The organism is Mesorhizobium yinganensis (assembly GCF_040081985.1).
Classification (GTDB): domain Bacteria; phylum Pseudomonadota; class Alphaproteobacteria; order Rhizobiales; family Rhizobiaceae; genus Kumtagia; species Kumtagia yinganensis.
The window spans coordinates 1-13,224 of sequence record NZ_JBEBMH010000022.1 but is presented as its reverse complement, the minus strand read 5'-3'; the positions used below and the strand labels follow the sequence as shown (position 1 = coordinate 13,224).

Below are 13,224 nucleotides of genomic sequence, written 5' to 3'. Positions count from 1 at the left end.
GGTCAGGCCGGGAACAGGGACAACCCGTCGAATGTCGGAGGCATCATAGCCTGCAAAGCAGATTGGGATCTTGTTCGCCGACCCCATCAGGGCCAGCAGTCTCCAATGGCTGCATCAACAGGCCGGACAGAAGACTGCACCCGACCAACGCGCCATAATCTCGAATTACCTCTTGCAATGCGGGAGCCATCCACAGAGGACATTCTAATGATTCTGTCGATATGGAACGTTTTCCAAAGCTGGCGTCCAGTTTTGATTGGAGAGGCCCAGCAAAAGGGTGTGCAGTCACGACGGACAGGCCCGTCATTTGCCAGGTTTCAAGAGGGCAGGCCGCACGCCGGACGCCCGTTTGGGGTGAATGATCAATGAAGCTGTTGACGGGCCGAGGCCTTCAGCGCCAAATTGAGGTTGCGCTCGGCACGCACCGAATTGGGGGTGGATCGCGCAATGTAAAAATTTTGCTCGACCATCTGCCACTGTTGACTAGCGAATTCGGTCAGCCAGCCTTTGCCGGACCCGAGGCAGCTTCTGATCGCTTGAATACGATTGTCACGCGGGTACCCTTTTCGGCGCTCGACTTCACCTCAAATTCGGCCTTGGCGTTTTCGGTCAGCGAACGTGCGATAAGCGCGCCGAGTTTACCCTGCTTGGGCCAGGTGTCTCCCTCGGGGAGCCCGATCCCGTCATCCGCGACCACAACGCGGCAGCCGTCGCCGTTCACGATGCTATGCAAGGTAATGGTCCCACCGTCACGCCCTTGAAAGGCATGCTTGAGCGCGTTCGTCAGTAGCTCGTTCACCACCAGCCCGGTCGGCATGGCGACGTTTACCGAGACCGGGTAAGTGTCGACCTTCATATCCAGTCGGATGCCTTCCACTGCATGCGACGTCATCACCGCCGAAGCGATCTGGCTCAGATAGACGCCCAGATCCACCTCTTCCTTGTGGCTGTCGGCAGACAGCGTCTGGTAAAGGATTGCAAGCGCATCGACACGCCCCGCAAGCCGCTCGAACCTCTTATGGTCCGAATCGGTCGCATTGCGCGTCTCCATCCGGATGAGGGCCGTAATCATTTGAAGGTTGTTTTTGACGCGGTGCTGAAGTTCGCGCAGCAGCGTGTCCTTTTCGCGGACACGGTCCTCGACGTCGCGCGTCTCGCTCTCCCCGTGCGCCGAGACGTCAACCAACGCAACCAGCCGGAAGCAAAGCTTGCCGTCGTCGTCCTCGATCACATTCGAATAAACGTCGACCACCGGTGACTTGGCTTCGCCCCGCTCCAGGCGGAACGTCCCCACGAAATCAGTTTCCTCGACCACCGCGTTAACCAGCGCCTGATCTTTTCGCTCGCCGACCCCGGTTCCGGCGAGCGAGGACCAGTTGTCCTGCGCAAGTTTTGCCGCAGCGATGCCCGAGAGCCTCTCGAACTCTGGGTTTGCATAGACAACCCGTTCTACCCCGCCCAAATCGGAAACAGCGATTGCGATGGGTACCTGGTCAAGAAACTTCTTGAACTGTTCGCTTTCGAGGGCACTTGCGAGATCGGGCGTATCGAGCAGCTTCTCGACCGTCTCCGGCGTATGGGTATCGGAGGTCATGGAAGGCCGTTCCTAGCTTTCGCCACCCTTATCAACGATAGGCCGCCCCCGCCATAGCAGAACCTGATCGTGAGGTTGAGCCTCAGGAGTACGAGGGGACCAGCCTGGTGTCGCGAAGCGGAAGGGCCATGGTGAAGCGCAGGCCGCTCGGATGGTAGTGGAGTGCAACTTTGGCATCGCACTGCACCGCGACCACCTTCTCCAGCAATATCGTACCAAATCCCCGTCGCTTCGGTGGATGGACTTCTGGTCCGTTGTACTCCCGCCAATCCAGGTTGACCTGACGCATGGGGCCGGAATCGTCAATCGTCCAACGCACGTCGAGACCACCCTGCGAAGTCGACAGCGAGCCGAATTTCGATGAGTTGGAGGCAAGTTCGTGGAACGCCATCCCGACGGGTATCGCTATGTCGGCCACAAGAGCGACCTCTGGACCATCCAATAGAATTCGCGGATGATCCGTCGTGTCGTAATGGCGCAACTCCCCCAGCAGGAGTCGTTGCAGCGAGGCAGTTTGCCAGTAGTCGTCGGTCAGCATTGAATGCGTCTCGGCAAGCGACACGATCCTGGCCGAGAAGTCTCGCACGAAGCCGTCGACGCTGTCGCTCGAGCGAGCCGTGGCGCCCATCATCGCCCGCACATTGGCCAAGGTGTTTTTGACCCGATGATGCAGTTCGCGGATCAGGAGGCGCTGGCGATCGGCAACTTCCTGCTTCTGTTCGATGTAGGACTTCACTTCGAGCTGCCGGTCACGGGCTCGCACGGCGGATCGAACCGAATTTGTGAGGCTCGACGCCAGGAAGGGTCGTTCGAGCACGATCAGGTACCGGTCGAGAAATGTCAGACGCTTGTCGACCTCCTTTCCTCGCATAACCAACAACACGATTGGGAAATCGGACCACGCAGGCTGATTGTCGAGCCAACTCGCAAACTCGTTGCGATCGGCACTGGTCAAGGCTTCTTCGGCGATTACCAGGCAGTGCGCAACGTCGAGAAGCGGCAGCGTCGCTTCAAGAGTGTCGCAGATCCGAGTGCGGATGTTGCCGGTCGCCAGAATAGCGCTAGCAATTTGCGCATCTCTTCCGACAGGAGCAAGCACGAGAGCGACGGGCTCAGGCAGCGTCATGGCTTTTCGTCTGCCAGCAGGTCGGAATGCTTGCCTTCATAAGACGGCACCCCCGTTAGAATTCCATGGAATTGGGCGAGAGGTTCGCCGACATTCACGCCATCGCCGGTAATCCGAAACTCGCGGATCGTATCCTCATGTGGACCGACCCGCTTCTTGACGACTGAAATGGCGCGCCGAACGCGGCCGCCGCTTTCAAAAAACCGAAGGAGCATGACTGAATCACAGAGGTAGGTCATGTCGACCGGGGACACCATCTGTCCGATCAATCCGTGATTGGCCAGCAGCAGGATTGTCACCACGCCCTTCTGGTTGAGATACGTCAGAATCTCATGCATCTGCAGGACCAGATGCTGCTCCTCCGACATGGCGTTGAGGTAACCCGTCAAGCTGTCGATAACGACGATCCTGGCGTCGAGGCCCTCGACCGCCGATTGTATCCGCGCCGACAATTCGCCAGGAGACAATTCCGCCGGATCGATTTGTTCCAGGATCAGGTCGCCGGTCTCCACGAACGGCCGGAGATCCATTCCCAAGCCTGCCGCCCGCGCGAGGAAAATCCGCTTCGTCTCATCAAAAAGCAGCACGAGCACCCGTTCTTCACGAACAAGCGCCGCATGGCAGTACGAGGCCGCAATAGTCGACTTGCCGACGCCGGAGGGGCCCATCACCAGCGTGCTGGTACCGCGGTCGAGGCCGCCGCCAAGCAGGATGTCCACAGCGTTCCCGCTGGATGCGGGCGATCCGTGGGTGGCCTCTTCGTGGTCCGAGGCGACAAGACGCGGGAAGACGATCACACCGCCTGGCCGGATCACGAAATCATGAAACCCGCCGCGGATCTGCACGCCGCGCATCTTGATGACGCGCAGTCGCCGACGCTCCCCTCCATAGATGGGCGTAAGCTGCTCCATGCGAATGACGCCGTGGCTGATCGAGTGCAGATTGAGATCGTCATGCTCCGCTGTAAGGTCGTCGAGCAGCAGTACGGTCGCATGGTTAAGCAGGAAGAAGCTCTTCAGCGCCAACACCTGCCGGCGGTATCGCAATGAACCCTGCGACAGAAGTCGGATTTCCGACAGCGAGTCGAACACAACCCGGTCCGGCTTCATGCGCTCGATCTCAGCCAGCGCCGCGTTTACCGTCTCGCCCAGTTCAAGGTCAGACGAGTGAACCAGCGTCTGCAACTGGGACGGGTCGAGACTGAGTTCCGGCGGCACCAGTTCGAGAATTTCGACACCGGCCAGGTCCCAGCCGTGTCTGCCTGCAACCGAAAGCAGTTCGCGCTTGCTCTCCGAAAGGGTGATGTAGAGGCATTTTTCGCCACGGGAGGCGCCGTCGATCAGAAACTGCAAACCGAGTGTAGTCTTGCCTGATCCTGGCCTACCTTCGACCAAATGAGAGCGGTACTTAGCATAGCCGCCTCGAAGAACGTAGTCGAGACCGACCACTCCACTCTCTATAGGTGATGCATCGTCGCTGAACACGTCGCCCCCAGCCTTTTGTTCCGGCACCGTAAACGGCTGCGGATTGACGTAGTTCCATTCACGGCTCGACCTCGCCACTGCAGCTGTGGGGACGCCACGAGTGCCTTTGGCAAATATAAGCGGTTGTGGGCGAGAGCTCCCACGTGGCGTTGGTCGTCATGCGGTCATTCGCAGGTGGCCGGCAGGGTGCTTGCGGGCTGCGGTGTGAATGATCCCTCCTTGGGCTTACCTCGTAGAAGGGCTGTGGATTCTGAGAGGTGAACTTATGCGATGGATGACCGTATTCGTTGCAGGCCTGTGGCTGCTGCCTCAACTTGCGATGGCCGACGCAACCTCCAACGCTTCCGGCGTATGGAATCGCGATGACGGCAACGCCCGCGTGCGGATCGCACCTTGCGGAAAATCGCTGTGTGCGACCAATCTGTGGATCGGCGACACGAGCAAGGGCGAGGCTGTCGGCGACAAGCTGATCATGACGCTGACGCCCAAATCAGCCACGACCCTTACGGGCAAGGCCTACGATCCGAAGCGCAACCTCACATACGCGATCTCGCTCCAGGTCACCGGCAAGCGCTTGAAGACGAGGGGCTGCGTTGTCGGCGGGCTGATCTGCAAGGACGTATTCTGGACGCCGGCCAAGCCCTGACGCGCCGCGCCCATGGCTGATCGGTCCCCTCCCGTCATCGTCCTCTTTCGCCGCGATCTTCGGATCGGGGACAATGCAGCGTTATCGGCCGCCGCGGAAAGCCGCAAGCCTGTCGTGGCACTCTATGTGATCGACGAGGAAAGCGAGGGCGTGCGAACGGTCGGCGCCGCCAGCCGATGGTGGCTGCATCACTCGCTGGACGCGCTGCAGCGCGAGCTGAGGAAGGCCGGCGCAACCTTATTGCTGCAACGAGGCAGTATGTCCCACGTGGTTGCGGAAGCCATAGAAGCCAGCGGAGCGGACACCGTCTTCTGGAACCGTCGATACGATCGCGCCGATGCGGCGGTCGATGCGGCATTGAAGAAGCGATTGCGGGACCATGGCTTCGTTGCCCACAGCTTCGAGGGGGCTTTGCTGCACGAACCTTCTCTGGTCAAATCCGGCTCGGGCGGCTTTTACAAGGTCTACACGCCGTTCTGGAATGCGCTGGAGCAAGGGCTCGAACCTCGCGACCCAATCGATCCGCCGCGGCCGATTCAGGGCTGGGAAGGAGATATCGCCGGGTTGAAGCTTCAGGATCTGGAGCTCCTCCCGGTAAAGCCGGACTGGTCCAAAGGCCTGTCCGAAAGTTGGACGCCCGGCGAACAGGGCGCCCGCCGGCGGCTCCATGATTTCATTGAGGAAGACCTCGGCGGCTACGAGCAACGCCGCGACAGGCCGGGTGTCGCCGGAACCTCGAGGCTGTCTCCGCATCTGGCGTTCGGCGAGATCACGCCGTTCCAGATCCTCGCCGCGCTCAGGAAGGCGAAGGGTGGCGGGGCGGCCAAGTTTCGGAAGGAGGTCGTGTGGCGCGAGTTCTGCTCCCACCTCCTGCTCCACAATCCGAACCTGCGGGACCGGAGTTTTCGGCCGGAATTCGACGGTTTCGTATGGTGCAACGATCCTACGGGTTTGAAAGCCTGGCAGCGCGGTCTCACCGGCTACCCGATCGTTGACGCGGGGATGCGCGAACTCTGGCAGACCGGTTGGGTCCACAACCGTGTGCGCATGATTGTTGCGTCATTCCTCATCAAAGACCTGCTGATCGACTGGCGTGAAGGCGAGCAATGGTTCTGGGACACGCTCGTCGATGCGGACGCCGCCAACAACCCCGCCAACTGGCAGTGGGTGGCCGGAAGCGGCGCGGATGCGGCTCCATACTTCCGCATCTTCAACCCGGTTCTGCAGGGGGAAAAATTCGATCCAGTGGGCGATTATGTTCGCCGCTATGTGCCGGAACTTGCCGGACTGCCGAAACGCTACCTTCACCGGCCATGGGAAGCGCCGGACGCGGTTCTGGAAGAGAGCGGCATCAAGCTCGGCGAAACCTATCCCCGGCCGATCGTCGATCACGGCAAGGCGCGTGACCGAGCAATGACGGCTTACCGGACAATGCAGTCCGGCAAATCGTAGAGATCAATATTGGAGCTGCCATGACAAAATATGCAGTAGCCTATGTGGCTACCTTCGTCATTTTCATCGGCATCGATGCGATTTGGCTGACGAGCATGTCGGAGCGACTCTATCGCCGATATCTCGGAGAGGTGCTAGCCGACAGCGTCAACCTGATGCCTGCCGCGCTTTTCTATGTCGTCTATGTGGCCGGCATCATCGTCTTCGCGACCACACCCGCATTTTCGAGCGGCAAATGGACGACGGCGGCGCTCTACGGCGCCCTATTCGGCTTCTTCGCCTATGCAACCTACGATCTGACCAACCATGCCACGATACGAGGGTGGCCGGCGGTCATCACCGTCGCGGACCTTTGCTGGGGTTCGCTGCTTACCGCTCTTTCGGCAGCCCTGGGCTTCCTGCTGACCCGCTACTTTTTCCCTCAGGAATGAATGCGCGACGCTCAGCAGCGTCGACAACGCCAGAAAGCAGCACTCCAATGAACACCGTGAGCGTTGCCGCGCTGACCGCATTCAGTCCGAGCATGGCCGCACTTTCCGCCGTGCTGTAGGCTGCGAGGGGTGCTCCATAGCGGTCGTGCAGCCCAAAATAGATGGCAGCGCAGCCGGCGATGATCGTGAGCCCGATCGCTCGTTCGGCGGGCCTGAAGAGCGCGGCGGCAATCAGCGCGCAGGGAATGAGGAACAGCTCCACCCCGGAGCCCACGCCGAACGCCTTGGTGCTGACGACGGCATTTGCCATGCCGGTCAGGGGTAGGAGCAGCCGGGCGCCCAGCGGATGACGCTTCGATAGCCACGGAACGGCCAGGAAGAAGGGCGTCGACAGGAACGTCAGCAACGACGGCGCGAGCTTGTCGCCGCCGACGATCGCATAAAGATAGAGCGGATAGAACGGCTGGTTCCACACGACGACCAGCGCGATCCAGTTTACGCAGGACGTCAGCGGATCGTCATGCGCGGCGTAGGCGCCGATCCTTCGCCAACAACCAACAAGGCGCTTCATCGCACTACTGCGCGGGCCGCAGCAGATAATGGCTGACGCCCCATTCCGTACCGCTGGCATTGCCGAAAAGCCCTGCGGTAGCGAGGTAGAATATGCGCCAGCGTCGCCTCCAAAGGGACGCGTCGTCGCCATACACCGCACTCAGGATCTGGTCGATCCGCTTATGGTTGGTGTCGAACCGCGCAAGCCAGTCGAGCGCGGTCTTCTGATAGTGCAGGCCGCTCCACCGCCAGTCCCGCTCGATCGAGAAGGAATTTGGGAAATGCCCCATCAGGCCATGACTTGGCATCACGCCGCCGGTGAAGAAATGTTGGGCTATCCAGTCCGCGTCGTCACGATGGTCGAAGCGGTAGGGCCTGTGGCGGTGGCTGAAGACATGTACGAATAGCTTTCCATTAGGCACCAGCCAGATCCTGATGCGCGAAAGCAGTTCGGCCCAGTTCGACATGTGCTCGAACATCTCGACCGAGATCACGCGATCGAATTTTTCCTTTGGCTCGAAGGCGTTCATGTCGGCGGTCAGGATTTCGACGTTCCGAAGCCCGCGCGCCGCCGCCTCGGCCTGAATATGCAACCGCTGGGGTGCCGAGTTCGAGACCGCCACGATGCGCGCGGATGGATACCGTTCCGCCATGAACAGCGTCAGAGAACCCCACCCGCAGCCGAGCTCCAGAATCGTCTGTCCGTCGGCGAGAGCGGCGTGTTCGATCGTCAGCGCCAGTGCCAGATTCTCGGCCTCGGCGAGCGTCTCGTTTCCGGTCTCATAGTAGCAGCTCGAATATTTTCGGCGTGGGCCGAGTGTGAGCGCGAAAAACTCCGGCGGCAGTTCGTAGTGTTGCTTGTTCGCCGCGTCCGCATGATACGCGATTGCATGGCTCGTCATGCTGCTGGCGAAATGTGCCTCCTCGGCGGAGGGGGCATTTGCCAGCCGACGCCTCGTCCGGTCGACCAGGTAGTCGATCCCGTATTGTGTCGCCAAGTCAGGCAGGGGGATGCGTTCAAAGGCGCGGATTGCGTAGGACATCAGGCTCATGATCGATTTCGCTGAAGGTTTGTCGTGATACGGGGTGGGCCTGGCCAGAAGGAGTTGGTCTGTTCCTGGTAGCGGCGGAAACGCTCGCCGCGTGACCGCAGCATATGCGCTTCAAGCGGCGGGACGCCCGACACATGGACGAGCAGCCAATACATCAGCGCCGGGCCGACAAGGGCTGCCCAGCCCCACGCGTAGCCGCCCGCCAGATCCACCGCGATGACCGGATAGGCTAGCCAGCCGAGCCATTCGAAGAAGTAGTTCGGGTGGCGCGACAACCTCCACAGGCCGGCATCGCAGACCTTGCCCTTGTTGGCCGGGTCGGACCGGAACGAGACGAGCTGCCGGTCTGCCACGGCCTCGCCGGCGACCGCGACCAGCAGGAGCAAGATGCCCGCCCAATCCTGTGCGCCGAGGCCCGGGGCCGGGTTATGCGCCGCCGCCATCATCGATAACACCAGTGCAAAGGCGGTCGCGGCCTGGATTTGGAGGAACCAGAACAGACGAGGGCGATACGCCGTGCCCCATTCGCGGCGAAACTGCGCATAGCGTGGATCGTCCTGATCGCTTCGCGCCGTCCTCACTGCAATATGAATGCCCAGCCGCAGTGACCAAAGCAGCGCAAGGCCCGCCACCAGGAGCTGCCTGTCGGTCAGCCCCGCACCGCCAAAACTTGCAAGCGCCGGGACCGCCCCGCATATTCCGACGGCAAACGACCAGATTGCATCGATCCAGCCGGATTTTCCGGATTTCGTCGCAATCCACCAGGCGCCCGTCATGGTCAGCGACAACGCCAGCCCCGATGCGACGAGCGAGCCGTAGGGCGTCATGCCTCAGGGCCTTCCGCGTACGGCGCCGTCGCGCAGGGGCGGCCGGGCTTTGGAGAAAATTTGCATTGGCGATGTGCTCAGCCGATAAAGGGTTGGATTATCCGGCCGAAGAACCCGCGCAGGCGCATTTGCCCCTCCAGCGCAGCGATGCAGATACATTCCGCCTGAGGATCGACGATCGGTTGATGCTCGACCTTGGAATCTGCCTCGTCCATGTCGCCTGGCCGATAGCGGCCGCGCGCATCGGCGAAAGAACCCGAAAGCACCTGCATATACTCGCGCCCGGAATGGGTATGCTTCGGCAGTTTGCGGCCCGGCGCGACTTTCAGCAGCATGACATTGGCCTCCGGCTCGCCCGGAAGCGTGACACGGCTGAAGCGGATGCCGGGGCCGATCCATCGCCATCCCCCGACATCGCAATTGTCCAGCACATCCGGCAGGCGGATGCCGATCTCGGCGCGGGCAGGTTTCCGCCCAACCGTCCGCGCGGAATCCTTGCCGGACATCGCGTCGATCCTCACCATCATGTGATCGAGCGCGCTCGCGCTCAGCTCGACCGCCTCGATATCTTCGAGAACCGATCCGCCGATCGCCTCGAAGTCGGCGCCCCGATCCTCGCACGCCCGGCAACCGCTGACATGAACGGCCACGACGACGCGAGGCCCGGGTTCCAGCGTACCGCTGGCGTATCGGAGCAGCGTCTCGTCGCTCGGATGGTGATTGATCGTCATTTCAGGTCGTCCAGGATCTGGCGCAGTCGGGCAAGAGCAAGCCGGACGCGCGATTTAACGGTGCCGAGCGGGATGCCGAGTTCGCTAGCAATCTCTGTTTGGGCCTTGTCGCCGTAGAAGGAGAGTCGAACGACTTCGGCTTGTTCCGCGGACAGCATGGCGAGAGCGGCCCTGATACGTTCCGCTCGCTGGCTGGAAATCACGATCGCCTCGCCCGTCAAGGGCTCGTCGGGCTGGTCCGACGGATCGAACGGCTCGGATTGAACCTGCGGCCGATTCTCGCGCCGCAAGCGATCGATCCGAAGGTTGCGGGCGATCGTGAAAATCCAGGTGGAGACGCTGGCGCGCGAGACGTCGAAGGAACTCGCCTTCTTCCAGACCAGGAGCATCGTTTCCTGCGCGAGTTCTTCGGCCGCGCACGACGGAAACCCGGACCGCATCATGAACGCCTTGATCCGGGGTCCGTAGAAATCGAACAGCGCCGAAAACGCGGCGCGATCCCGCTCATTTGCGGTTTTCGCCATGAGCCAGGCGGCTTCATCGGCTGAAAGGCTGGTCCGGGTCTTGCGCATGTTCAACGACACTTCACATCCCGCTGGGCGGAAGGGAAGCGAAGTTGAACGGGAAAACAAATGATCTGCGTAGGCATACATACGCCTTCCTACGATCTGTCACAGCGTACGGATCATTGAGGTGAAGTGATCCGTGTCGAGTCTGCGTTCGTAGCCAGCATATAGGGTCGAGACGACCGTAGTGCGGGATGCGGAATTTATGAACTTGAGGAACACGGGAATGGGACCCGAGCGTCCGCTGAAGATCGCGGTCATCGGCAGCGGCATATCCGGGCTTTCCGCAGCATGGCTCTTATCCCTTCGGCACGACGTTTGGTTGTTCGAGCAAGCTCCGCGGCTTGGTGGTCATAGCAACACGGTCGAAGCTGACGGCGTCCAGGTGGATACCGGGTTCATCGTCTACAACCAGTCGACCTATCCTAATCTGACTGCGCTGTTTCGGCACCTCGGCGTGCCTACAAAGCCCTCGGAGATGTCGTTCTCCGTGTCGATGGATGGCGGGCGCCTGGAGTATTCCGGAACGGGTCTTGCGGGCCTGCTTGCACAGCCCGCCAACATCGCCAGACCGCGGTTCTGGCAGATGCTTCGCGAGTTGCTGCGCTTCTACCGACACGCTCCGTTCGACATCGCCCGGATCGGAGAGATTACGCTGGCCGAATATCTCGACTCAAAGGGATACGGGGCCGCGTTCCGCGAGGATCATCTGTACCCGATGGCGGCGGCGGTGTGGTCGAGCCCGGCTGCCGAGATTTGCAACTATCCGGCCGCAGCCTTCATCCGGTTCTGCGAAAATCATGGGCTGCTGAGAATTGCAGGCAGGCCGATCTGGCGGACTGTCGAAGGTGGCAGTCGTGAATATGTCAAAATGCTGGCCGAACGATTGGAAGGCAAAGTTGTTCTCGGCCATGCGATCCGCTCGATCGTCAGAAGCCCCGGCTCAGTGGAGATCGTCGACCGGCAGGGGACCAGCCGGCGTTTCGACCATGTGGTGATCGCAACCCATGCGGACCAGGCGTTGGCCATGTTGAGCGACACAACCGCAAACGAGCGCGAATTGCTCGGCACTTTCGCCTACAGCCGGAACGAAGCCGTATTGCATTCCGATCCCCGCCTGATGCCCAGGAGGAAGCGCGCTTGGTCGGCCTGGAACTATCTTGCGGAAACCCAGGACGATGCCAGAAAGCTTTCGGTCACGTACTGGATGAACAGGCTGCAGTCGCTTCCAGACGAAAGGCCACTGTTTGTGACACTGAACCCTGCCATGCAGCCCTTGCCCGAAACCGTGAAGCACCGCGAGACCTATGAGCACCCGCTCTTCGACGGCGCCGCCATGCGAGCGCAAAGGAGGTTGTGGACGCTTCAAGGCGTGCGTAACACTTGGTTCTGTGGCGCCTATTTCGGCGCCGGCTTTCACGAGGACGGGTTGCAGGCGGGGCTTGCGGTCGCCGAGGCCCTGGGTGGCGTGCGCAGGCCCTGGCAGGTGGTGGACGAATCCGGCCGCATCACCATACTAGACCTACCCCGCTCTCGGGATCTGGCGGCGGCCTGATGTTCACCACCGAATCGGCCATCTATACGGGGAAGGTGATGCACCAACGGCTGCATCCCCGAAAACATCGCCTCAAATATGGCATGTTCTCCTTGCTGCTCGATCTTGATGAGATTGGCGGCCTTTCCCGGCGATTGAAGCTGTTCTCGTGGAATCGATTCAACTTGTTCAGCTTCTTCGACCGCGACCACGGAGATGGTTCAGGGCGTCCGCTGCGCGGTCATGTCGAGCAGCACCTTCGCGCAGCGGGCCTCGAGACGGACGGCGGCGCCATTCGCGTGCTTTGCATGCCCCGTCTGCTCGGCTACGTCTTCAACCCTCTCAGCGTCTATTATTGCCATCGTCGGGACGGCGGACTGCAAGCCGTGCTTTACGAAGTTAACAACACATTCGGTGAGCGCCACAGCTATTTGATACCAGTGCAAGACGGTGGAGGTGCCGGCCTGGTCGATCAGCGCTGCGAGAAACGGTTCTACGTATCGCCGTTCGCGAGCATGGGCATGCACTACAAATTTCGCCTCAATCCGCCGGATGACAAGCTGTTCCTGCACATCACTGCCAGCGACGCCCGGGGGCCGGTGATCGTGGCTGCCTTTTCGGGCCTCCGACGTCCACTCACGGATGGCCAACTGGCCAGGATGTTCTTTCTCTATCCGCTTCTCACGCTCAAGGTGGTTGCCGGTATCCATTGGGAGGCGCTTCTCCTTTGGAACAAGGGAATCAAGATCAACGAACGCCCCGCACCGCCGGGCACATCTGTGACTTACGTCAGAACACCGGGTTCGCTTTGAACACGTCGGCTCCTGTTGCTCGCTGATGGACTGTCTCATGCGCGCCGGCGCGGTGATCGGCCCGGGCGGGTGAAGCATGCGGCCTCAGAAGTCGCCCGATTGCCTCCGGGTCACCAGGGATCGGCTGCAGAAGTTAGTCACCTCTCACGCGCCCTATCCACACCGTCACTTCCCGCTTGCGTTCAGCATGCGATGTCTGTGAAGTCGCAATGTTATCTTCGAACGTAAGCGCCCGGTTATGACCCGGGCTCTTGTGGGCTGCCGTTTTGGCTGTCGCCGCGATTGGCTTTGTGCTCGCGGATGAAGTCGATCAGACTTTCGAGTCCGAAGTCTGTGAAGGCGGGGATCTGCTGTTCGTCGGGCCCGTAGACCCAGAGGCAGCCGTCCTCCGGTTCCATGTCGATATAGACCTCCCAC

At 60.9% G+C, this 13,224-nt stretch carries 13 protein-coding genes and 1 pseudogene; 5 read left to right on the top strand and 9 right to left on the bottom strand.

Going from position 1 to position 13,224, the window contains the following annotated elements; translation table 11 throughout:
* Positions 1-496: 496 nt before the first annotated feature.
* The 3 genes from ABMA59_RS27535 to ABMA59_RS27525 all read right to left on the bottom strand — a co-directional run bounded on the left by ABMA59_RS27535 (position 497) and on the right by ABMA59_RS27525 (position 4,168).
* Positions 497-1,594 (bottom strand): sensor histidine kinase, encoded by a 1,098-nt coding sequence (locus ABMA59_RS27535; protein WP_349008570.1) that lies wholly within the window; start codon positions 1,592-1,594, stop codon positions 497-499.
* An 82-nt stretch (positions 1,595-1,676) separates the two neighbouring features.
* Positions 1,677-2,720, bottom strand: a complete 1,044-nt coding sequence (locus ABMA59_RS27530) for a sensor histidine kinase (RefSeq protein WP_349008569.1) — start codon at positions 2,718-2,720, stop codon at positions 1,677-1,679.
* Positions 2,717-4,168, bottom strand: a complete 1,452-nt coding sequence (locus ABMA59_RS27525; RefSeq protein ID WP_425475991.1) for an ATPase domain-containing protein — start codon at positions 4,166-4,168, stop codon at positions 2,717-2,719. The genes ABMA59_RS27530 and ABMA59_RS27525 overlap by 4 nt, the downstream gene beginning before the upstream one ends.
* Before the next feature lie 301 nt (positions 4,169-4,469).
* Between ABMA59_RS27525 and ABMA59_RS27520 the strand changes: the two genes are divergently transcribed.
* The 3 genes from ABMA59_RS27520 to ABMA59_RS27510 are packed head-to-tail and all read left to right on the top strand — an operon-like array spanning position 4,470 to position 6,733.
* Positions 4,470-4,850: a DUF2147 domain-containing protein gene (locus tag ABMA59_RS27520; RefSeq protein ID WP_349008568.1), complete on the top strand. Its 381-nt coding sequence runs from the start codon at positions 4,470-4,472 to the stop codon at positions 4,848-4,850.
* A gap of 12 nt (positions 4,851-4,862) precedes the next feature.
* Positions 4,863-6,302: a cryptochrome/photolyase family protein gene (locus ABMA59_RS27515; RefSeq protein ID WP_349008567.1), complete on the top strand. Its 1,440-nt coding sequence runs from the start codon at positions 4,863-4,865 to the stop codon at positions 6,300-6,302.
* A 20-nt stretch (positions 6,303-6,322) separates the two neighbouring features.
* Entirely contained in the window at positions 6,323-6,733 is a 411-nt protein-coding gene (locus tag ABMA59_RS27510) for a DUF2177 family protein (RefSeq protein ID WP_349008566.1), read from the top strand.
* On the opposite strand, the gene ABMA59_RS27505 is transcribed toward ABMA59_RS27510, so the two are convergent.
* From ABMA59_RS27505 to ABMA59_RS27485, 5 genes are all read right to left on the bottom strand, one after another.
* Positions 6,672-7,304 carry a hypothetical protein gene (locus ABMA59_RS27505; RefSeq protein ID WP_349008565.1) on the bottom strand — a complete coding sequence of 211 codons (633 nt, stop codon included), beginning with the start codon at positions 7,302-7,304 and terminating at the stop codon, positions 6,672-6,674. The two genes, ABMA59_RS27510 and ABMA59_RS27505, sit on opposite strands and share 62 nt — an antisense overlap.
* 4 nt (positions 7,305-7,308) lie before the next feature.
* The gene (locus tag ABMA59_RS27500) at positions 7,309-8,337 is read right to left on the bottom strand and encodes an SAM-dependent methyltransferase (protein ID WP_349008564.1); all 1,029 of its coding nucleotides are present in this window, start codon (positions 8,335-8,337) and stop codon (positions 7,309-7,311) included.
* Positions 8,334-9,164, bottom strand: a complete 831-nt coding sequence (locus tag ABMA59_RS27495) for a DUF1295 domain-containing protein (RefSeq protein ID WP_349008563.1) — start codon at positions 9,162-9,164, stop codon at positions 8,334-8,336. Before ABMA59_RS27495 ends, ABMA59_RS27500 begins: the two co-directional genes overlap by 4 nt.
* A gap of 77 nt (positions 9,165-9,241) precedes the next feature.
* Positions 9,242-9,895: a ChrR family anti-sigma-E factor gene (locus ABMA59_RS27490; protein ID WP_349008562.1), complete on the bottom strand. Its 654-nt coding sequence runs from the start codon at positions 9,893-9,895 to the stop codon at positions 9,242-9,244.
* Entirely contained in the window at positions 9,892-10,548 is a 657-nt protein-coding gene (locus ABMA59_RS27485) for a sigma-70 family RNA polymerase sigma factor (RefSeq protein ID WP_349008561.1), read from the bottom strand. Before ABMA59_RS27485 ends, ABMA59_RS27490 begins: the two co-directional genes overlap by 4 nt.
* Before the next feature lie 118 nt (positions 10,549-10,666).
* Between ABMA59_RS27485 and ABMA59_RS27480 the strand changes: the two genes are divergently transcribed.
* Both ABMA59_RS27480 and ABMA59_RS27475 read left to right on the top strand, forming a co-directional pair.
* Positions 10,667-12,016: an NAD(P)/FAD-dependent oxidoreductase gene (locus ABMA59_RS27480; protein ID WP_349008654.1), complete on the top strand. Its 1,350-nt coding sequence runs from the start codon at positions 10,667-10,669 to the stop codon at positions 12,014-12,016.
* Positions 12,016-12,807, top strand: a complete 792-nt coding sequence (locus ABMA59_RS27475; RefSeq protein ID WP_349008560.1) for a DUF1365 domain-containing protein — start codon at positions 12,016-12,018, stop codon at positions 12,805-12,807. The genes ABMA59_RS27480 and ABMA59_RS27475 overlap by 1 nt, the downstream gene beginning before the upstream one ends.
* A 236-nt stretch (positions 12,808-13,043) precedes the next feature.
* On the opposite strand, the pseudogene ABMA59_RS27470 reads toward ABMA59_RS27475, so the two are convergent.
* Positions 13,044-13,224, bottom strand: a pseudogene (locus ABMA59_RS27470) (hypothetical protein); the annotation flags it as partial.

Coding starts and splice junctions, on each gene's coding strand:
- ABMA59_RS27530 (WP_349008569.1), bottom strand. CDS start 2,720: ATGACGCTGCCTGAGCCCGTCGCTCTCGTGCTTGCTCCTGTCGGAAGA.
- ABMA59_RS27475 (WP_349008560.1), top strand. CDS start 12,016: ATGTTCACCACCGAATCGGCCATCTATACGGGGAAGGTGATGCACCAA.
- ABMA59_RS27490 (WP_349008562.1), bottom strand. CDS start 9,895: ATGACGATCAATCACCATCCGAGCGACGAGACGCTGCTCCGATACGCC.
- ABMA59_RS27505 (WP_349008565.1), bottom strand. CDS start 7,304: ATGAAGCGCCTTGTTGGTTGTTGGCGAAGGATCGGCGCCTACGCCGCG.
- ABMA59_RS27520 (WP_349008568.1), top strand. CDS start 4,470: ATGCGATGGATGACCGTATTCGTTGCAGGCCTGTGGCTGCTGCCTCAA.
- ABMA59_RS27535 (WP_349008570.1), bottom strand. CDS start 1,594: ATGACCTCCGATACCCATACGCCGGAGACGGTCGAGAAGCTGCTCGAT.
- ABMA59_RS27500 (WP_349008564.1), bottom strand. CDS start 8,337: ATGAGCCTGATGTCCTACGCAATCCGCGCCTTTGAACGCATCCCCCTG.
- ABMA59_RS27515 (WP_349008567.1), top strand. CDS start 4,863: ATGGCTGATCGGTCCCCTCCCGTCATCGTCCTCTTTCGCCGCGATCTT.
- ABMA59_RS27480 (WP_349008654.1), top strand. CDS start 10,667: ATGAACTTGAGGAACACGGGAATGGGACCCGAGCGTCCGCTGAAGATC.
- ABMA59_RS27510 (WP_349008566.1), top strand. CDS start 6,323: ATGACAAAATATGCAGTAGCCTATGTGGCTACCTTCGTCATTTTCATC.
- ABMA59_RS27495 (WP_349008563.1), bottom strand. CDS start 9,164: ATGACGCCCTACGGCTCGCTCGTCGCATCGGGGCTGGCGTTGTCGCTG.
- ABMA59_RS27485 (WP_349008561.1), bottom strand. CDS start 10,548: ATGTATGCCTACGCAGATCATTTGTTTTCCCGTTCAACTTCGCTTCCC.